We start from the raw sequence: 19,352 nt of genomic DNA, 5'->3' as shown, positions 1-19,352 counted from the left end.
TTGCGTTTAAGCCTTTTTGAATCGTCCTAATATCTTTTCAAGTAGTGAAAAGAGAATGTCATCCTTTGTTATAAAGAGGATAAGGGCATATGTTAATCCACACGTCATTATTACTAGGATAACTTGTAGTATTTGTCCGGATACGAGCATATCAATAACGAATGCTATCGGTACAAATGTTAGTGAATAAAATAGATATTTAAGTTTTTGTATATCGAATAACGTATAATTCACTTTTAATTTCTTTTTCACATAAATATATTCAAATGTGATTAAGAAACAATTCGCAATTGTTGTTGTGAAAATTGCGGTTGTTGGTGTAAGTACATGGAAGTATATTAGTGCAATATTGGATGCTAAGTTGATAAATCCACAAATGAATAAAAATCGCACTAAAATGCTTTCTTTCTTTTTTACATAAATAATTTGATTCGATAAAATGGACTCAATACCGACTGTAATCATATAGAAGGCGAAAACAATTAATGTATTACCAGCCTCAGCAAATTGTTGTCCACCGTAAATAACAACAGCTCCATGAGCAATGAGCATTAAACCAATTGAGGCAGGGAATAGGGTAATGAAATATACTTTTGAAATTTTGTTTAATAATGATTCGTATTCCATTTCAGATGCGTTCCCTGATAAGTAAGACAGTCTTGGAACGGTTACTTGTACAACACTTAACATAAGTGTATTAATAATCATCATAATTTGAAAAGCCATTACGTAATATGCAACTTCTTCTTTTCCAACATATACCCCTAAAACAAGACGATCTAATTGAGTATATAAAATATTAGCATTTGAAAAAATTAAGACTAATAGTAACGGTTTCAAATGAGGAATAATCGTTAAGTCGGAAAAATCAAATTTCACTTGGCGTTTCACATATATAAAGCTAATAGAGTGGTTTAAAAATGTCGATAATACTAATAAACCAGCATATGTTTTGTAATCGTCGACCCCATGAATGAAAGAGAAAAGAAGTACGACATAGATTAATCGAACGATAACTGTTTTTTTAGTGATGAAGTCATAATTTTCATATGCTTCATTGAACCATTCCACATAAAACATATTAGATATAAAGTTAAAACCGAAAATAAGAAGAACAGGAAATAGACTTTCATGTCCGTATCCAATATAACTAAAGAGCACAAAGCCTGATAAAGCCAAAATACTAGTTGTGAAATTAATTACATAGAGACTTGTAAATAATTTAGAAACTTTCTTTTTATCGTTTTTAATTAAGCTAATTTCACGTAAACCATATTGATATACACCAAATACGGCGAACACGAAGAAGTAATTGAAAAAAGTTTCAGCAAGATTAACGGTTCCGATTGAACTTGCTCCTAACGTTCGATATGCGTAAGGACCAACTAAAATTGGAAGTATAATATTAAACGTGTTGAGCAGTATTTTATAAAAAATATTTGAAGCAATTGATTTCTGCATAATTTCACCTTTCCATTAAAATAATCCAGTTTCATTAAAATACTTGCTATGTCATAGTAAGGTTTTTTTACTAGAGTTAATTCTCTCAATATAATGAAGTGTAAGGTGTTTTCTACACTGTTTACAAATCCTTAAATTGTTTTGTTGACCACCCGTATAAGTGTACCCTACATAAACTTTGTAAAGCAACTGTTGATGGGATAGAAGCGTATTATAAAGTGAAACTTTAATCAGTGGGGTTTTGTTCATCCCACGTTGATTATCAGCCCTCACCAATCGGGCATTTACGGGAAACGGGGCTCCTGCCGAATTTTAAGATGGGAGTTTTACAGCTCGAAAATAGCGGGATAAATGAGATTTTATCAATTAGAAAAAGTTAATAGTGAGCGGGTATGTATAAAAATATTACATAATATGTGTGAAAAGGAGTAATGGTTGTATGAAGGTGTGGAATTGTTTATAAAAAATGAGCGAATATGTGATAGCTATTCGCTCAGAAGATGTTTTAATGGTGAAGGTCTATATACTCCAAGGTTTACTTAAAGTTAAAACTTCAGCCATTTCCTTGCTTTTTACACGTCCTTTTTTCCTGTTTTCTGCACGCTCAGAACCAGTTGTGTGTAGCCAATGTTCTTCTTCAGTTTCCGGTAGTACTTGTGGAACAGATGAAGGTTTTCCATCTTTTAATGCAACGAATGTAATGAAACATGTTGCAGCTATTCTACGTTCGCCAGCTAATAAATTCTCTGCAATTACTTTTACGAACACTTCCATTGAAGACTTTCCTGTATAACATACGAATGCTTCGTAACAAACAGAATCAGCTTGGTGAATTGGAGTTAAAAAATCAACAGAATCGATAGATGCCGTTACGCAATGTTTCCGGCTGTGTCTTGCAGCTGCAATTGAAGCGATACTATCAATTTCTGCTAATAATTTTCCTCCGAAAAGTGTTTGATGATTATTTAAATCGTTTGGAAAAACACGTGTTGTTTTAATTGCTTTGGATTCTCGCATAAATTTCTTTTCCATATGGTCAGCCCCTATTTCCTGTTTTCAATCAGAATTCCATGTATTGTAAGTGGAGTACAAAAAATTAAAAATCGATAGATATTTAATGAAGTAAAGAATTCCAGAAGAGGGTTAGTAAAACTTCTGTATTTGTATTCATGTAACTGAAAGAAAATTTATTACTATATAAAGTGTAGTGTAAAAGAGGATTCGCTTACATTGCAAGTGAAAAAATTAGGACCCTGTATTTGTCATAGAAATTCCCTATCAGCTGTGTACCTATTCATGATAGAATCGTTTTGTTATGAATGGAAATAGAGGTGCAATGGACATATGAATCATATACAAACAAATTTTTCGTCTTTTTTCAGTAAAATAATGATTGGTGCGATGCTCGCATTTTTTGTTTATAGTTGTTGGTCAGCATTTGAAACAAGTAAACAATTTTTTGGCGACAGTACAACAAGTGTAACAATCGTATTGGTTATTTTTGTTATTCTCATGCTGTTAGTAGCATCGATTTTACAGTATCGTTTTACAGAAAAACAATTTCTTGTTTTTCTTATAAGTACATCTATAATTGTTAGGCTTAGTATGGTTCTATTTGTAGATGTTCCAATAATTGGTGATATGAAAGCTATGTTTGAGTCTGCAAAGCAGATTGCAATTGGTAATAACGTAGAGAACATAGCGCAGTTGCCCTTTATTATTTATGAATCAATTATTATTCGTGTATTTGGCGATACAGTATTCGCATTGCAGTTATTTAATATTTTATTTTGCACAGGGACTGCATTTTTCATTTATCGTATTGCAGCAATGGTTTTTGGAGAAGAATGCGGCCGTATTGCCTCTGTATTTTACGCTTTATATATTCCGAATATATTTATGAGTTCCTTATTAACATCAGAATCGCTCGCAATATTTTTATTTTATTTGGCTTGTTACATACTTTTATATAAAGGTTTAGATCATCCTTATATGTGGGTACTTTCAGCAATTTTATTTGCATGTAGTAATATGATTTTCCCAATGGGGTTATTTCTTCCTATTTTTATTGCTGTATATGTGTTGTTAATTGAACTCTTTCAATCAGCAACGAAGCAAAAAGTACTATTAAAGATGATAGGGATACTTATTCTATTTTATAGTGTTCATTTTGGTGTGAGTTACGGAATTCAGACAATGGGAATGTCACAATATACAATTTCAAATGAGACGTATGTTCAATCTGTTTTAATTGGGAAAAGTAAAAATGAGGAAAAAACAACAAAGAATCAAAGCGTAACAGAGCATATTGATCAAAAGCTAAAAGAGATTGAAGAAGAAAGATTTAAACTTTTAAAGCCAGTAATTAATCAATTCTCAGGTGAGGGAATACATTCTATTCTATTTAAATGTGAAAAACTTATATACATAGCGGTAACATTATTTATGTCTATAGCTTTATTACACTTTCTTATTAAGAAACAACAAAACGAAGGGTATATGTTGTTCGTTTTGTTAATTGGCGGATACGTATTGTTAAGGCTCTTCCAAGTAGATATGGCATATTACAATCTTATCGTGCCAGCCTTGTTTATTTTGCAAAGCTTTGGTGTGTATATGAGTTATGTGTATTGTCAAAAAATATTCTTTAGAAAATAAAAAGAATCCAGTTTGGATTCTTTTTTTTATGGATGGAAGATGAAGACTAAGAGTTAGCGGAGATAAAGAATCTCTACTGACATAAGTTTCACTCTATCGGTTTAGTTCCAGTTGTAAACTATCAGCTGTTAGAGCCATTTTTGAGGAATCGTCTTGAATTCCTTTCATTACTTGTGAAATGGTTTCTAACTCATTTTCAATTTTTTTATTCTGTTCTTTTGAGTTAGACATATCTTTTACAATTTCTTGGAAGTATTGATCTGTTGCAGACATACCATCCGTTCCTTCAGATACGAGGGAGCTGATTTGTTTCACTGAAGAAGAGACACGAATAATTTGTTCATTTGTTTTTTCAACGAGCTTTGTAACGTTGAATATAGATTCTTTCGTTTGCTCCGATAACTTGCGAATTTCTCCAGCTACAACAGAGAAGCCCTTACCAAATTCCCCAGCACGAGCAGATTCAATAGCAGCATTTAGTGCGAGTAAATTTGTTTGCTCTGCAATTGATTTTACAATATCTATGATTTCATTAATTTTGTTAGAAATATCGAGAAGTTCATGAGTATCTGTAATGATAGTTTCCATGTTCGTTTGAATGTATTCCATTCGTTTATTTTGCTGATTTAATTGCTCTTTCCCTTTATTCGCTTTTTCTTCCGATGTTGTAGCTAATGAAGTACCTGTTTTGGCAATTTCTACAATAGTTTCAGATTTAGCGGTTAACTGTTGAATAGAAGCGCTCGTTTTTTCAGATACAGATGCTAGTTCTGTTGCAATATGCGTAATAGTCATAGCTGTTATTTCTTTTTCTTTTTCATGTTCTTTTTGCATTCTTTCATATTCAGATTCATAAGCCGAAATAACAAGTTCTTGTTCAAGGGTGAATAATTTATTTATCACGTTTATAGAATGTGAAAAGTCGTCAATTGTTTTAAATTTTGTTTGCAATATCTTCATGATAGAGCGGAATAATTCTTGATAAGCGGCAGTATACCATTTTCTATGTAAGCCAATTTGTACATGTCTTTTTGCAATTCGAACACGTTGTTCAATAAAATCTTCATGCATATCTCCGCTGAATAATTCTTTTATATGTGTTTTTAAAGTTTGCTTTAGTTTTGGAATAGAACTATAACGTTCAATAATAGTAATTAAATTTGGCTGTTTTGTAATATTGGCATAGAATTTTTCCGTAATCCAATCAATTTCTTCATAAATAAAGGGCTGTAGTATCTTTACGATTTGTAAATCTTCCTTTGAAATATGTAGCATATCCATTTGAATTTTCAATTCAGAATTAGTAGGCACGTTAAAAGTGATTTGTTGATCCTTACTTAATTCAAGTATACTGGCGTTTGTTTTATTTGTATGTTTTTTAAAAACCCCAAGCATCGTTCTTCCCCCTGTATATAAAGCGTTTTCATTTTTGGTTCTATTATAATTATATATTTTTATATACAATTACTCTACATTAGTGTGTAGAATAGTATATAAATTAAGAGAATTCTATGTAGAATTCTCTTAATGGCCTTTATTAATTTTAGCATGTGTTTTAAAGAAAACTGGGAAATGTACATTATATATTACAGTGACAACACGAATAGTGAATGTTACTAATAAACAAACATAGAAAGCTAATACGTGTGCCCCCATTGCATATGTGATTAGGAAACTAATTGCTCCTAAAATAGAAGCGATTGCGTAAATCTCTTTTCGGAATACGTAAGGGATATCTTGAGCACAAATGTCACGCAAAATACCGCCTCCAATACCTGTAATGACTCCCATTGAAACAACTAGGAATGAGGCATCAACATGATGTGACATTGCCGCATTTGCACCAATGGCTGTAAAAACACCTAGGCCAACAGCATCAGAAAGCATAATAACGACTTGCAGTTTATTGATACGCTCAAAAAACATACAAGTGAATAATGCTGATAATACGCTTACGAAAAAGTAAATGGGTTTAACAAATGCGACAGGAGGCAGGTTACCGATCATAATATCACGAATAATACCGCCGCCGAGCGCAGTAGCTACAGCTAAACAAAGGACACCGAATAAATCTAAATCTTTTTTTAAACCAACTAATGTACCGGAAATAGCAGCGGCGATAATGCCAAGAAACGTAAATATGTCGATTAATAACATTGCTGTAATCCCTTCCTCCTAAAGATGTTCCAGAGAAAAAATATACACTAAAGTTATGTAAATAACAATGCATTTTCTTTACATGTAGAAAAAAAGAAAAAATGAGGAAAGAAAGCGCTTGAAAATGCAAATATGCTTTTTTCTATAAGGTAAGATTGGGGAGAAATGTGAGACGTTTAATTAAAAAATATATGTTATAATAAATATTTGAGATAAGAAAAAAATATTAACAGTATAGATTGAAATTAGGTAATAGTTATGGAGGTTCTAGATGTTAAGCGAAAATATTAAAAGTAATAAATTTGAAAATTTTCTATTAATCTTTATTTTGTTGCAACCAATTTTAGATTTGCTCACGGCATTCTGTATAATGGTTTTAAAAATTGATACGACCATTGGAGTTATTACACGCTTATTCGTTATGTTCCTAAGCGGGATATATATTTTAATTCAAACGAAGAAACAAGGAAATATAAAATATATATTGTATATAATTTTAGTAGGAATAGTCTTCACCATCGGATTGGTAAATAATAAGTTTACAAAAGATCCTATGGTACTTACAGAGGAAATTAAGTTTATAGCAAAAGCATTATATCCGTTTGTTATGCTTACTTGTTATGTGTTTGTATTTAAGTCTTTAAAAGAAAAAAGCCCTTCAAATTCAAAAATGCGTGACTATATTACGTATGCATCGCTAATTATAGGAGTAGTAATGGTAGCTTCGATTACTACTGGAACAGATTATAATAGTTATGAATGGGTAAAGTTAGGATCACGCGGTTGGTTTTATGCAGGTAATGAGCTAGGATCTATTTTAGCCATCATGTGTCCAATTGTTATTTTGTATTCAATCGAAAAAACAAAAAGTATAGGTAAAGCATACTATTGGATTCCTTCAATTTTAGTTGTTTATTCACTATTTGCAATTGGGACAAAGGTTGGCGTAGGAGCAATCTTTGGATCAATGGCTATCGCAGTTGTTATGTGCTTTATTCAAGCATTTACACAGCGTAAAGATGGAAAGAAACATGCCTATTTATTAAATGGTTTTCTTGCAATAACTGTATTTGTAGGCATATTGGCATATACACCTTTTTCACCGTTTATGAAAAATATGGGATTCCATTTCCAATTAATTGAACAAGAACAGAGTGCGAAAAAGGAAGAGAAAAAGAAGGAGGAAGCTAAAGAGCACAAACCTCCTGTGACAGAGCAAGAAAAAGAGAAAGAAAAAGCAAAAGAAAAAGTAGCGGAGAAGAAAGAAGAAACGCAAGCTCTTATTTTTAGTGGGCGTCAATTATTTGAACAGATGTATAAAGATTTCTATAATGAAGCCCCAATGTCTCAAAAATTATTAGGAATGGGTTATGCTGGTAACTATAAAGAACAGCCGAAATTAATTGAACGTGACTTCCATGACTGGTTCTATTCTTTCGGAATCATAGGGTTCATTTTACTTGTAATTCCATTCTTATACTTTGGTATTAAATTTATTGCATGTATATTTACTAAATTTAAACAAATATTCACAGTGAAATATGCAATGATGATTGCAGCAATACTTCTTGGATTAGGTATTTCATTCATGGCTGGTCATATTTTAATTGCACCTGGAGTGAGTTTCTACTTAGTATTAATCATGGCATATTTAATAGTTGACTTGGAAATTGAATGATAGAAAAATAAAAGCTAGCATATGTTAGCTTTTATTTTGTTATAGTAAATAAAAAGAAAAAATGGGGGATGTAAGAAATGAAAGTGTTGCATATGAATGCTGGTGCAGAAGAAGGTGGGGGGAAAACACATATTATTTCACTTTTATCTCAATTTTCAAAGGAAGAAGTGGAATTAATGGTATTTGAAGAAGGTGCGATTGCTAGAGAGGCGAGAAACCTTGGTATTCAAGTGCATGTTTTTACCCAATCGTCTCGGTACGACCTATCAATTCTTTCAAAAATAAAAGCATTTATTAATGAAAATCAATTTGACATTGTGCATACACATGGCGCACGAGCAAATTTCTATCTCTCCCTCTTGAAAAAAGGTATAAAAGCGAAATGGATAATGACTGTCCACAGTGATCCAACTTTGGATTTTATGAAGAGGGGATTAAAAGGATGGGTATTTACGAAGTTAAATTTACGTTCTTTCAGGAAGGTAGATTTATTCTTTGCAATTACGGAAAATTTTAAGAGAAACATAATAAAACTAGGTGTACCAGAAGAGAAGATTTGTACGGTTTATAATGGAATCGAGTATGATAATACTCCAGCAAAACCTTATGATAAAAGTGAATTTGGCATCGATGAAGGAGTATTTACAGCGATTCAAGTAGCGCGTCTTCATCCTGTTAAAGGTCACGATATTTTATTTGAAGCGTTGCAAAAAATTAAAATTCCAAATATAAAGGTGCTCTTGCTTGGTGATGGGCCTATAGAAGCAGAATTAAAAGAGATGGTGAAACAAAAGGGCTTAGAGGATAAGGTGATTTTTCTAGGTTTTCGTACAGATTCAAAAGAATTATATGCATCTGCACACATTAATTTATTAACCTCTTATAGCGAAAGCTTCCCTCTTGTTTTATTAGAAGCAGCTAATCAACGCTTAACATCTATTGCAACAAATGTAGGGGATATGAAAAAGTTAATAGTTGATGATACGTATGGATGGATTGTACCGATCGGTGATGTGAATTCGTTAGCAAGCGCGTTAGAAAATGCTTATGAAAAATGGTTGAATGGTGAATTAGAAGCGATGGGAAATCGTTTATATAATCATGCATCTACTCATTTCTCGCTAAAGAATTTGTATGAAGATACTTATAATGCATATAAAAAACTTTTACTGAAATAGAGAGGATAGTTAATCATGGAAGTAAAAACGGTTGATATTCTAGGTGTTCCTTTTTCTACAATGACAATGGATGAAACGATCCAATATTTGAAGGGACAACTAGAATTGGAGCGAACTCATACTTTTCAGGTAGTAACAGCAAATCCTGAAATTGTTATGTGTGCAAAAAAGGATGAAACATTCCATAAAACATTATTAAATACAGATTTAATTACACCTGACGGTATTGGTGTTGTAAAAGCAAGTGGTATACTTGGTACACCCGTAAAGGAACGTGTAGCAGGTTTTGATTTAATGTGTAATCTATTTGCGAAGCTATCAGAAGAAAAGAAACCGGTATCTGTGTTCTTGCTTGGTGCAAAACCGCATGTTGTACAAGCTGCAGCAGATCATTTAAAGAAGACGTATTCAGCTGTATCTATTGTGGGTACACAAGATGGGTACTTTAAACAAGAAGAAGAAGAGAATATCGTTTCTCGTATTCAAGAAGCAAAACCAGATTTATTACTCGTCGCGCTTGGTTTCCCAAGACAAGAGAACTTTATCCAAACTAATAAGCATCGTTTAGAAACGAAGATGGCTGTTGGAGTGGGCGGAAGTTTAGATGTATGGGCTGGAGAGGTAAAACGTGCACCAAAATGGATTCAAGCGATTAACTTAGAGTGGTTTTATAGATTGTGTAGTAATCCGACGCGCTGGCGTCGTCAGTTAGTATTAGCGGAATTTTTAAAAGAAGTCATGCGTTCGAAAAAGTAGCGAAATATCGCTACTTTTTTATTTGGTCATTTTTAATAAAATGAGGTTTTGCTCATCCACCACTGATCGTTATCCCTCACCGATCGGATGTTTAACGGCAGTTGATCTTCTATCTAACCTCTTTGCTTCAGCTGAATTTTGAGGTGGGAGTCTTACTGCCCTCAAATAGTGGGATAAGTATTTTACTTTTTGGGAATGATGAAGGAGAATTTTTTGTACGAAAGTATTTTACTTATACAATTAACACATGTAAAATGATGTGTAAAGACAGCTGTGTAAGGAGGACTTCTTATGGGCAAGGTGAAAGAAATTTCGAAGCGAAAGCTACTTGGTATAGCAGGGCTTGGTTGGTTATTTGATGCAATGGATGTTGGAATGCTTTCATTTGTAATGGTAGCATTGCAAAAAGATTGGGGATTAAGTACGCAAGAAATGGGATGGATAGGCAGCGTTAATTCAATTGGTATGGCTGTCGGAGCACTCGTTTTTGGAATACTATCAGATAAAATAGGGCGGAAATCAGTCTTTATTATTACATTATTACTATTTTCTATCGGTAGTGGTTTAACTGCTTTAACGACGACACTTGCGATGTTCCTTGTGTTACGATTTTTAATTGGTATGGGGCTTGGCGGAGAGCTTCCAGTTGCTTCTACATTAGTATCAGAAAGTGTTGAAGCACATGAACGTGGCAAAATAGTTGTGCTATTAGAAAGCTTTTGGGCGGGTGGCTGGTTAATTGCAGCTCTTATCTCGTATTTTGTAATTCCGAAATATGGTTGGGAAGTTGCAATGGTGTTGAGCGCGGTTCCGGCACTATATGCTTTATATTTAAGATGGAATTTACCGGATTCACCGAGATTCCAAAAGGTTGAAAAAAGACCATCCGTTATTGAAAATATAAAGTCAGTTTGGTCTGGGGAATATCGTAGGGCAACAATTATGTTATGGATTCTATGGTTTTCTGTTGTCTTTTCTTACTATGGGATGTTCCTTTGGTTACCTAGTGTAATGGTATTAAAAGGATTTAGTTTAATAAAAAGTTTCCAGTATGTACTTATTATGACGTTAGCTCAATTGCCAGGATATTTCACAGCGGCTTGGTTTATTGAACGACTTGGTCGTAAGTTTGTTTTAGTTACGTATTTAATCGGTACAGCGTGTAGTGCTTACTTGTTTGGTGTGGCGGAGTCATTAACAGTATTAATTGTAGCAGGCATGTTACTATCCTTCTTTAATTTAGGTGCTTGGGGTGCATTATACGCTTATACACCGGAACAGTATCCAACAACTATTCGTGGTACAGGTGCAGGGATGGCAGCAGCATTCGGTCGTATTGGTGGTATTCTTGGGCCGCTATTAGTAGGATATTTAGTTGCTTCACAGGCTTCATTATCACTAATATTTACGATTTTCTGTGGATCAATTTTAATTGGTGTAGTTGCTGTAATTGCGCTTGGGCAAGAAACGAAGCAGCGAGAATTAGCATAAGGTGAGGGGGTATCTCTCACTGATTATTAGCCAGCACCAATTGAGTTTTTGGGGCAGTAAAACTTCGCATTCAGTGAGTTTTATTACCTACAAATAATGGAATAAAAGGGCAGGGGGAACCGTCGTGGTTTCCTTTTTTCTGTTTTTTTAGATAAATAATGGTATAGTAAGAAAAAGGGAATGTTTCTTATAAAAGCGAATGTATACAACAGGACATATGGACAAAAGAATTAGGTGGTTGAAGAAATGAAAATTTTACTGATCATGGAAGAAGTAGAAGAGCGAAGAAGTTTAGCTGAGAAATTCACTGAAAATATAAAGAATGTAGAATGTTTTGAAGCGAATACGGGAACAGAATCATTATTTATCATGAAAAAGCATACACCAGATTTTGTTTTCTTGAATTCAAAATTATTAGATGGAACTGGTTTTGAATATGCGAGTTTATTACGGGAAGTAAATTGTTATACGAAATTGATTTTTATGGGTGAAGATATAGAAGAGTCGATTACGGCATTTCGTTTTCAAGCATTCTATTATTTACTACGCCCATTTCGTGAGGAAGATTTGCAATTCCTTTTATATAGAATGTGTAAAGAGCAAGGCGAGAAAGCAAAGAGTTATTTGCGAAAACTACCGATAGAAGGTCAAGAGGGGATTAGATATATTTTCCCTGAAGATATTGTATATATAAGCAAAAATAAGGAAAACAAAACGGTTTCAATTTATACAACGAATAATCAGTATATTTCAACATATACACTGCAGGAGCTGGAAAATAAGTTAAATGCATATGATTTTTTACGCGTACATAAAAGTTATTTAATTAATATGTCATATGTACAAGAACTAAAACCTTATTATAATGGCACATATAATTTGTATTTAGATAAATATGATGAGCAACCGATTCCAGTTAGTCGGAATTACGTGAAAAAACTTCGAAATAAAATAGAATTATAGTAGATAATGCGAAATTTTTAACATGATAAACTAAAAATCCTTCATGATAAGGAGGATTCAAATTAAATATTCAGAAAATTTAGTACAATCCCACTAAGCAATAGTATTGGGGGGATTGTATGTGAAAACATTGAAGTCGATTTTACTATGGGGAGTTATTGCAGCAGTAGGCGCAGGTGCTTTTGGTGTAATAGCTTTATCACAAGGTGAAACCATTAATGCCGTGTGGCTCTTAGTAGCTGCGGTATGTGTGTATGCAGTTGCTTATCGATTTTATAGTAGATTTATAGCGAGAAAGGTATTTGGTTTAGATAATAATCGGCAAACGCCAGCCCATACATTAAACGATGGAAAAGATTATGTTCCGACAAATAAGTGGGTATTATTTGGGCACCATTTTGCAGCAATTGCTGGGGCAGGCCCTTTAGTAGGACCTATTTTGGCAGCGCAAATGGGATATTTACCAGGGACAATATGGATTATTGTTGGGGTAGTTGTCGCTGGAGCTGTACAAGATTTTGTAATTTTATTTGCTTCGATGAGACGGAATGGTAAATCTTTGGGAGAAATGATTAAAGATGAGATCGGTCCTGTTACAGGGCTTATTGCAATGATAGGCATTTTAGGCATTATGATTATTTTATTAGCGGTATTAGCATTAGTAGTAGTAAAGGCGCTCGTCGGAAGTCCGTGGGGAATGTTTACAATAGCAGCAACGATTCCTATCGCTATTTTAATGGGAGTGTATATGCGCTACATTAGGCCTGGCCGGGTTGGTGAAGGGTCAGTAATCGGAATTATTCTACTTATACTGTCTCTTATTGGAGGACAGTATGTAGCAGAACATCCAACGCTTGCAAGCATGTTCACGTTTAGCGGTGAAACGATTGCTATTATGCTTATTGTATATGGATTTATCGCATCGGCTTTACCAGTTTGGATGCTTTTAGCACCACGTGATTATTTAAGCACATTTTTAAAAGTTGGAACAATTGTTGGATTAGCAATCGGTATTTTAATTGTAGCACCAGATTTACAAATGCCAGCAGTTTCGAAATTTATCGATGGAACAGGTCCTGTTTTCTCTGGAAACTTATTCCCATTCTTATTTATTACAATTGCTTGTGGTGCGGTGTCTGGATTCCATGCTCTCGTTTCATCAGGTACGACGCCAAAAATGATCGAACAAGAGGGACATGCACAGCCAATCGGTTATGGGGCAATGTTAATGGAGTCATTTGTAGCGGCGATGGCGATGATTGCAGCTTGTGTATTAACACCAGGAACGTATTTTGCGATTAATAGTCCCGCAGCACTTATCGGTACGGATGTCTCGCAGGCAGCTCAAGTTATTTCTTCATGGGGATTTGCTATTACACCAAATGAACTAAAAGATCTTGCTGTAAACGTTGGAGAACAAACAATTTTATCACGCACAGGTGGTGCACCAACGTTAGCGATAGGTATGGCATATATTTTCTCACAAGTAATAGGTGGAACGGCCATGATGGCCTTTTGGTATCATTTTGCGATTCTCTTTGAAGCACTATTCATTTTAACAACGATTGATGCTGGAACGCGTGTAGGCCGATTTATGATTCAAGATATTTTAGGGCATGTATATAAGCCATTTGGGAAAACGGATTCTACATTAGCGAATGTGATAGCTACAACGTTATGTGTATTAGGATGGGGTTATTTCTTATACCAAGGGGTAGTAGATCCGCTTGGTGGAATTAATACATTATGGCCACTTTTCGGTATTGCAAATCAAATGTTAGCAGGGATTGCATTATTACTTGGAACGACAATTTTATTCAAAATGGGGAAAAAGGCATATGTTTGGGTAACACTTATTCCAACTGTCGGATTGCTTATTGTAACGATGACGGCGGGGTATCAAAAGCTATTTCATGAAAATCCTAAAATAGGATTTCTATCTCATGCAAAGGTGTTTCAAGGAGCATTAGATGAAGGAAAAGTGTTAGCACCAGCTAAAAATGTCGCTCAAATGAAGCAAATTATTTTCAATGATTATATTGATGCAGCGCTTTGCGGGATTTTTATGATAGTTGTAATCGCTGTATTAATTTCTGCAATTCGAATTTGGATTCAAGTATTAAGAAATAAGCCGATGCCGCTAAAAGAGGCGCCATATATTTCTAGAGATGAAAGTGAGTCGAGGAACTATTATGCTTAAACGACTATGGAAAGTATGGGGACAAAGAAAACACTTTATTAGTTTACTTGTTGGGGTACCAAGTTATGAAACATATGTAGAGCATATGAAAAAGCATCATCCAGAAGAAGAGGTTGTCTGTCAAAAACAATTTTTTGCAGAAGCGCAAGAGGCTAGATTTAATGCAAAGGGCGGAAAGATATCACGCTGTTGTTAATAAAAAGGGCGAATTTTCGTCCTTTTTTATTTTTTGCTGTTTCACGTGGAACAGCAAAAAATAAATAAAAAGCTTTGGGAATTATAGGTATCTCGTATACAATAAAATAAGGAAAGGGATAGATAGAAAAGTAGGGAGATTATTTTATGTTAAGGGATTTATTTGTAAACACAACAATTATTCTTTCCTTTATTTTTGTTGGAGGTCAGCTCTTAAGAGATAAACCGCTAAAAGAAGGGTTCTCTTTTTGGCAAAAATGTGTAGTAGGTATTCTTACTGGAATATTAGGTATATTACTAATGTATTTCGGTGTTCATGTTGGTACCACCCTATTGGATTTGCGCTACTTAGCTGTTATTCTAGCCGTTATAATTGGAGGCTCAATAGCAAGTACTATTGCTGTTAGTATGATTTTAGTAACTAGGTTATTATTTATGGATTATTCATTAGCTTCTCAAGTAGCTTTTTATACAATTATTACGATAGGAGTAGGGAGTATCTTTATTTCGCGTCTAAATCTTTCTCTAGGAGAAAAGTGGGCATGGTTACATACATATATTTTATCTATTCTAATCCCCTCACTATATATATGGTTAATTAAAGATATTAACATAGTGGGATTATATTTAATTTCTAGTATTATTACAGGCTACATAACATTCATAAGTGCAAATTACGTTTTACAATCCAATGAGTTATTTCAAACGATGAAGCAATACGCAACGATAGACGCATTGACAGGTCTAGGAAACGTAAGACAGTTTGATTTAGAGATGAATCGTCATATTGGTAATAAGCGCATGAAAAATGATTCACTTTGTTTATTACTTATAGATATTGATCATTTTAAGTGTGTAAATGATACGTATGGGCATCCTGCGGGAGATGAAGTATTAAAACAAATGGGGCATATTTTACGAGAAGTTTCAATGTTTCCGGATTTGACTTTTCGAAAGGGTGGAGAAGAGTTCGCGCTTTTGATACCAAAGAAGGGATTAGCTTATGGAATGCGTATGGGGGAACAAGTTCGCACGGCTGTTGAAAACCATCCATTTCAATTGCTAGATGGAACAAAAATAAAAATTACAGTTTCAGTAGGGATTTCAGTGTATGAAGAATCACCAGAGCGATTTATTCAAGCTGCTGATGATGCATTATATTACTCCAAAAGAAATGGTAGAAATCAGGTTAGTTCTGCATCTTAAAGATAGGATGATCAGAAGTGCTTATAAAAAAACACCCACAGAGAGGAAATATATAAACTCTGTGGGTGTTTTCATTTATATGTTAGACAAGTTCTTTTGATGCAACGAATTTACGATATGCACCGTGATGTGTTGGGCCTACGTATTCGTTGATCTTAAATGAATAACGGATAGCAGCTGTGATAAATTCTTTAGCAGTTTTTACTGCTTCTTTCACAGGCTTTCCTTTTGCAAGTTCTGCTGTAATTGCAGCAGAATATGTACAACCTGCGCCGTGTGTATTTGTTGTATCGATTTTTTCTGATTCTAAAAGATCGAATGTTTCTCCATCATATAGGACGTCGATTGCTGTTTCCGTACCAAGCTTGCTACCGCCTTTAATTAGAACGTATTTCGCGCCTAAAGCGTGGATTTTTTTCGCTGCTTCTTTCATGTCTTCAAGAGAATTAATCTTTACGCCACTTAATTGATAAGCTTCAAATAAGTTTGGTGTTACAACTAATGCCTTTGGAACAAGAACGTCACGTAAGCAATCATTCGTTTCAGGATGTAATGCTTCATCAGCACCTTTACATACCATAACAGGGTCAACTACTACATTTTTGAAATTATGTTTTTCGATTGTTTCAGCAACCATTTCAATAATTTCTACTGATCCAAGCATACCTGTTTTTAAAGCATCTACTCCAACACCTTCAATTGTCGTTTCTAATTGTGGTTTTAATGTAGAAGCTGGGATTGGGAATACGTTATGTGCCCAACCGTTATGTGGATCCATCGTTACGATTGTCGTAAGAGATGTCATTCCGTATACACCAAGTTCTTGGAATGTTTTTAAATCTGCTTGTATACCAGCACCGCCACTTGTGTCAGAACCAGCGATAGTAAGTGCTTTATTTAATGTCATTATGAAATCCCCCTCAAGTGATATAATGAAAACTATGTTTTCACCATTATATCAATGTTACGAATAAGTACAAAGTGAAAAGTAGATGATTTACTTTAGGGGCGATTTAAAATCTTGTATGTAGGAGATTAGGTATGTTTCGAGATAATCGTACAAATGAATTAGTTATATTAAAAGAAATTGCAGAAACGCTAAATACATCAAATGATACATATCATGTATTGCAAGCAGTGTTAGAAAAATTACTTAGTGTAACAGGTTTAACGACAGGATGGATTTTTCTTGCGGATGAAAATGGGAGATACACAAAATTAATCGATTACCAGTTACCAGAGGCACTTACATATGAAAACAAACGCCCGATGTGTGAAGGTGAATGTTGGTGTTTACGTGGCTTTGTGGATGGGAAATTAGAGCGAGCTGTTAATATCATTGAATGTAAAAGAATTAATAATGCAATTGAATATAATTGGGGTGATACGGAAGGGATTCTTCATCATGCTACGGTTCCTTTAAAAGCTGGAGGAGAAAAATTTGGTTTGTTAAATGTGGCAAGCCCAGGTAAAACACATTTTTCAGAAGAAGAATTAGTATTGCTTCAATCAGTTGCTTTCCAAATTGGAACGGCTTTAAAGCGAGCAAAGTTATATGAAAATGAAAAGCGAAGAGCGCATTATTATGTGAAATTAGAACGGTTCATTCAAGTTTTAAGGACGATTCATCAATTTAATCTATTGCCTGAAAAAGTTGTAAATCAATTAGGTGAAGTGTTTCACTGGAATCAAGTCGCATTCTTTATTAGGGAAGAGAAAGAATTATCCTTGCGGGCATCTTATTGCGAGGAAGAATTGCCAGAGGATATAAAAGAAGCTGCGAAAGAAGCGTTAGAAAAAGGTGAACTTATTTTATTAAACCATCAAATTAGTCATAAGATAGCCTCTAATAGGACAGTTATCGCTACACCAATACAGATTCAAAGTCATATATTTGGTGTTTTATGTGTTAGTTCAAATAATGGTGAATTTGATGTGAATACGATAGATGTACTTCAAGCCATAACGAATCATATTTCTTTCGTGATAGAAAATTTAAGGTTAAATGAGCAACGACGTGAACTTGTACGAATGGAAGAGAGAAATCGGTTAGCAAGGGATTTACATGACTCCGTCTCACAAAAACTATTTTCGTTAACCTTTATGACAAAAGGCGCTGAGGCAGTTTTAAAAGGTCAAAATGAAAAGGTGGATCGATCTTTGCATGAGATGCGTGAACTAGCACAAGGAGCTTTAAAAGAAATGAGGACGTTAATTTGGCAACTACGTCCAGCAGGATTAGAGAAAGGACTATTACCAGCTTTAAAACAATATGGTGAAAGTTTGGGATTGAAAATTCGGGAACAAGTTACAGGTGTTCGTGATTTGCCGCGCGTAGTAGAGGAAGCGCTATGGCGAATTGGACAAGAAGCTTTAAATAACGTAAGTAAACATGCGAATGTCAGAGAAGCGGCGATTTATTTCAAAGTGACGGAGAAGAATGTATCATTAGAAATAGTCGATCAAGGAAACGGCTTTGTAGAAAAGAATATAAAAGAGAAGAAATCACTCGGTATGACTACGATGCGTGAAAGAGTGGAATTAGTTGGTGGAACAATTAAAATTATAAGTGATAAGAAAAGAACAAGTGTAAAAGTAAACGTACCATTATGATGCGAAAATGAGGGAAGTTTGTGAAAATAAAAGTATTGTTAGTTGATGATCATACAGTCGTTTTAAAAGGATTAGCATTTTTTTTAAGTACACAGGAAGATTTAGTGTTAGTTGGAGAAGCGAATAATGGGAAAGAAGCATTAGTGAAAGTAGGAGAGACGAATCCTGATGTGGTACTAATGGATTTATATATGCCCGAAATGGATGGTGTCGAGGCGACGGCGTGCATCAAAAAAGAATATCCAAATGTGAAAGTAATTGTATTAACTAGCTTTTCTGATCAGGCGCATGTTTTACCGGCGTTAAGGGCGGGGGCAAGCGGCTATATTTTAAAAGATGTAGAACCGGATCAGCTTGTTGAAGCTATTCGAAGCGCATATAAAGGTAATATTCAATTACATCCAGATATAGCAAATGCTCTTCTCTCTCAAACATTACCTGTGGAAGAAAAAGAAGAAGAATCTTCTATTCAAGTGGATGTGTTAACAGCGAGAGAAAATGAAGTGTTGCAGTTATTAGCGAAAGGGATGAGTAATAAAGAAATCGCTTCCGTTTTAGTTATTACAGAAAAAACGGTAAAAGCTCATGTAAGTAGTATTTTGAGTAAGTTGAATTTATCTGATCGCACACAAGCGGCATTATATGCAGTGAAAAATGGAATTGTATAAGACAAAAGTCGTAAGACCTAGTTCGCCTTTAGGAGGTGGACTTTTTTTATGGAAAAATACGTCTATGTGAGGACGAAATTGTCTTGATATAAATATAAAATATGTTTGTAAGCAACAAAACAACAATT

General features: G+C 34.3%; 16 protein-coding genes and 1 pseudogene. 11 read left to right on the top strand and 6 right to left on the bottom strand.

Annotated features, from left to right (window positions below):
- Nucleotides 1-6: 6 nt before the first annotated feature.
- The gene (locus tag KVT31_RS15225; RefSeq protein WP_088098573.1) at nucleotides 7-1,461 is read right to left on the bottom strand and encodes an oligosaccharide flippase family protein; all 1,455 of its coding nucleotides are present in this window, start codon (nucleotides 1,459-1,461) and stop codon (nucleotides 7-9) included.
- 519 nt (nucleotides 1,462-1,980) lie between these two features.
- On the bottom strand, nucleotides 1,981-2,493 hold the full coding sequence (locus KVT31_RS15220; RefSeq protein WP_048560471.1) for an acyl-CoA thioesterase: 513 nt from the start codon (nucleotides 2,491-2,493) through the stop codon (nucleotides 1,981-1,983).
- A gap of 312 nt (nucleotides 2,494-2,805) precedes the next feature.
- On the opposite strand from KVT31_RS15220, the gene KVT31_RS15215 reads away from it, so the two are divergent.
- Nucleotides 2,806-4,119, top strand: coding sequence for an ArnT family glycosyltransferase (locus KVT31_RS15215; RefSeq protein ID WP_088098572.1), 1,314 nt, complete (start codon nucleotides 2,806-2,808; stop codon nucleotides 4,117-4,119).
- A 93-nt stretch (nucleotides 4,120-4,212) separates the two neighbouring features.
- On the opposite strand, the gene KVT31_RS31005 is transcribed toward KVT31_RS15215, so the two are convergent.
- The 3 genes and pseudogenes from KVT31_RS31005 to KVT31_RS15205 form a co-directional block, all read right to left on the bottom strand.
- Nucleotides 4,213-4,914 (bottom strand): methyl-accepting chemotaxis protein, encoded by a 702-nt coding sequence (locus tag KVT31_RS31005; protein ID WP_374455867.1) that lies wholly within the window; start codon nucleotides 4,912-4,914, stop codon nucleotides 4,213-4,215.
- A gap of 51 nt (nucleotides 4,915-4,965) precedes the next feature.
- Nucleotides 4,966-5,514, bottom strand: a pseudogene (locus KVT31_RS31000) (protoglobin domain-containing protein); the annotation flags it as partial.
- 129 nt (nucleotides 5,515-5,643) lie between these two features.
- Nucleotides 5,644-6,276: a trimeric intracellular cation channel family protein gene (locus tag KVT31_RS15205; protein WP_088098570.1), complete on the bottom strand. Its 633-nt coding sequence runs from the start codon at nucleotides 6,274-6,276 to the stop codon at nucleotides 5,644-5,646.
- A gap of 271 nt (nucleotides 6,277-6,547) precedes the next feature.
- Here KVT31_RS15205 and KVT31_RS15200 point away from each other — a divergent pair, with 271 nt between their 5' ends.
- From KVT31_RS15200 to KVT31_RS15165, 8 genes are all read left to right on the top strand, one after another.
- On the top strand, nucleotides 6,548-7,954 hold the full coding sequence (locus KVT31_RS15200; RefSeq protein ID WP_088098569.1) for an O-antigen ligase family protein: 1,407 nt from the start codon (nucleotides 6,548-6,550) through the stop codon (nucleotides 7,952-7,954).
- 77 nt (nucleotides 7,955-8,031) lie between these two features.
- Nucleotides 8,032-9,132: a glycosyltransferase family 4 protein gene (locus KVT31_RS15195; protein WP_088098568.1), complete on the top strand. Its 1,101-nt coding sequence runs from the start codon at nucleotides 8,032-8,034 to the stop codon at nucleotides 9,130-9,132.
- A gap of 15 nt (nucleotides 9,133-9,147) precedes the next feature.
- On the top strand, nucleotides 9,148-9,888 hold the full coding sequence (locus KVT31_RS15190) for a WecB/TagA/CpsF family glycosyltransferase (protein WP_088098567.1): 741 nt from the start codon (nucleotides 9,148-9,150) through the stop codon (nucleotides 9,886-9,888).
- Nucleotides 9,889-10,179: 291 nt separating this feature from the next.
- Nucleotides 10,180-11,379, top strand: a complete 1,200-nt coding sequence (locus tag KVT31_RS15185) for an MFS transporter (protein WP_088098566.1) — start codon at nucleotides 10,180-10,182, stop codon at nucleotides 11,377-11,379.
- Nucleotides 11,380-11,625: 246 nt separating this feature from the next.
- The gene (locus KVT31_RS15180) at nucleotides 11,626-12,342 is read left to right on the top strand and encodes a LytR/AlgR family response regulator transcription factor (protein ID WP_088098565.1); all 717 of its coding nucleotides are present in this window, start codon (nucleotides 11,626-11,628) and stop codon (nucleotides 12,340-12,342) included.
- A gap of 121 nt (nucleotides 12,343-12,463) precedes the next feature.
- Entirely contained in the window at nucleotides 12,464-14,542 is a 2,079-nt protein-coding gene (gene cstA, locus KVT31_RS15175; RefSeq protein WP_000854302.1) for a carbon starvation protein CstA, read from the top strand.
- Entirely contained in the window at nucleotides 14,535-14,738 is a 204-nt protein-coding gene (locus KVT31_RS15170; RefSeq protein WP_063223950.1) for a YbdD/YjiX family protein, read from the top strand. Before cstA ends, KVT31_RS15170 begins: the two co-directional genes overlap by 8 nt.
- A 146-nt stretch (nucleotides 14,739-14,884) precedes the next feature.
- Nucleotides 14,885-15,943, top strand: coding sequence for a GGDEF domain-containing protein (locus KVT31_RS15165; protein WP_088098563.1), 1,059 nt, complete (start codon nucleotides 14,885-14,887; stop codon nucleotides 15,941-15,943).
- Between the two features lie 82 nt (nucleotides 15,944-16,025).
- Here the strand turns inward: KVT31_RS15165 and pdxK are convergent, their stop codons facing one another.
- A complete protein-coding gene (gene pdxK, locus KVT31_RS15160; protein ID WP_000174251.1) occupies nucleotides 16,026-16,850 on the bottom strand; it encodes a pyridoxine/pyridoxal/pyridoxamine kinase in 825 nt (274 codons plus the stop codon).
- A gap of 134 nt (nucleotides 16,851-16,984) precedes the next feature.
- Here pdxK and KVT31_RS15155 point away from each other — a divergent pair, with 134 nt between their 5' ends.
- Together KVT31_RS15155 and KVT31_RS15150 are read left to right on the top strand one after the other, a co-directional pair.
- Nucleotides 16,985-18,556: a GAF domain-containing sensor histidine kinase gene (locus KVT31_RS15155; protein WP_088098562.1), complete on the top strand. Its 1,572-nt coding sequence runs from the start codon at nucleotides 16,985-16,987 to the stop codon at nucleotides 18,554-18,556.
- Nucleotides 18,557-18,576: 20 nt separating this feature from the next.
- Nucleotides 18,577-19,224, top strand: a complete 648-nt coding sequence (locus KVT31_RS15150) for a response regulator (RefSeq protein ID WP_088098561.1) — start codon at nucleotides 18,577-18,579, stop codon at nucleotides 19,222-19,224.
- Nucleotides 19,225-19,352 lie beyond the last annotated feature (128 nt).

The sequence above is a fragment of the Bacillus sp. GbtcB14 genome, from assembly GCF_019091205.1.
GTDB lineage: Bacteria > Bacillota > Bacilli > Bacillales > Bacillaceae_G > Bacillus_A > Bacillus_A cereus_AG.
This window is presented reverse-complemented; position numbering and strand designations above follow the sequence as displayed.

What these genes read in the sequence shown, in the direction of transcription:
- pdxK (WP_000174251.1), bottom strand. Translation starts at nt 16,850, where the DNA reads ATGACATTAAATAAAGCACTTACTATCGCTGGTTCTGACACAAGTGGC.
- KVT31_RS15190 (WP_088098567.1), top strand. Translation starts at nt 9,148, where the DNA reads ATGGAAGTAAAAACGGTTGATATTCTAGGTGTTCCTTTTTCTACAATG.
- KVT31_RS15215 (WP_088098572.1), top strand. Translation starts at nt 2,806, where the DNA reads ATGAATCATATACAAACAAATTTTTCGTCTTTTTTCAGTAAAATAATG.
- KVT31_RS15170 (WP_063223950.1), top strand. Translation starts at nt 14,535, where the DNA reads ATGCTTAAACGACTATGGAAAGTATGGGGACAAAGAAAACACTTTATT.
- KVT31_RS31005 (WP_374455867.1), bottom strand. Translation starts at nt 4,914, where the DNA reads ATGACTATTACGCATATTGCAACAGAACTAGCATCTGTATCTGAAAAA.
- KVT31_RS15165 (WP_088098563.1), top strand. Translation starts at nt 14,885, where the DNA reads ATGTTAAGGGATTTATTTGTAAACACAACAATTATTCTTTCCTTTATT.
- KVT31_RS15200 (WP_088098569.1), top strand. Translation starts at nt 6,548, where the DNA reads ATGTTAAGCGAAAATATTAAAAGTAATAAATTTGAAAATTTTCTATTA.
- KVT31_RS15185 (WP_088098566.1), top strand. Translation starts at nt 10,180, where the DNA reads ATGGGCAAGGTGAAAGAAATTTCGAAGCGAAAGCTACTTGGTATAGCA.
- KVT31_RS15220 (WP_048560471.1), bottom strand. Translation starts at nt 2,493, where the DNA reads ATGGAAAAGAAATTTATGCGAGAATCCAAAGCAATTAAAACAACACGT.
- KVT31_RS15180 (WP_088098565.1), top strand. Translation starts at nt 11,626, where the DNA reads ATGAAAATTTTACTGATCATGGAAGAAGTAGAAGAGCGAAGAAGTTTA.
- KVT31_RS15225 (WP_088098573.1), bottom strand. Translation starts at nt 1,461, where the DNA reads ATGCAGAAATCAATTGCTTCAAATATTTTTTATAAAATACTGCTCAAC.
- KVT31_RS15195 (WP_088098568.1), top strand. Translation starts at nt 8,032, where the DNA reads ATGAAAGTGTTGCATATGAATGCTGGTGCAGAAGAAGGTGGGGGGAAA.
- KVT31_RS15205 (WP_088098570.1), bottom strand. Translation starts at nt 6,276, where the DNA reads ATGTTATTAATCGACATATTTACGTTTCTTGGCATTATCGCCGCTGCT.
- KVT31_RS15155 (WP_088098562.1), top strand. Translation starts at nt 16,985, where the DNA reads ATGTTTCGAGATAATCGTACAAATGAATTAGTTATATTAAAAGAAATT.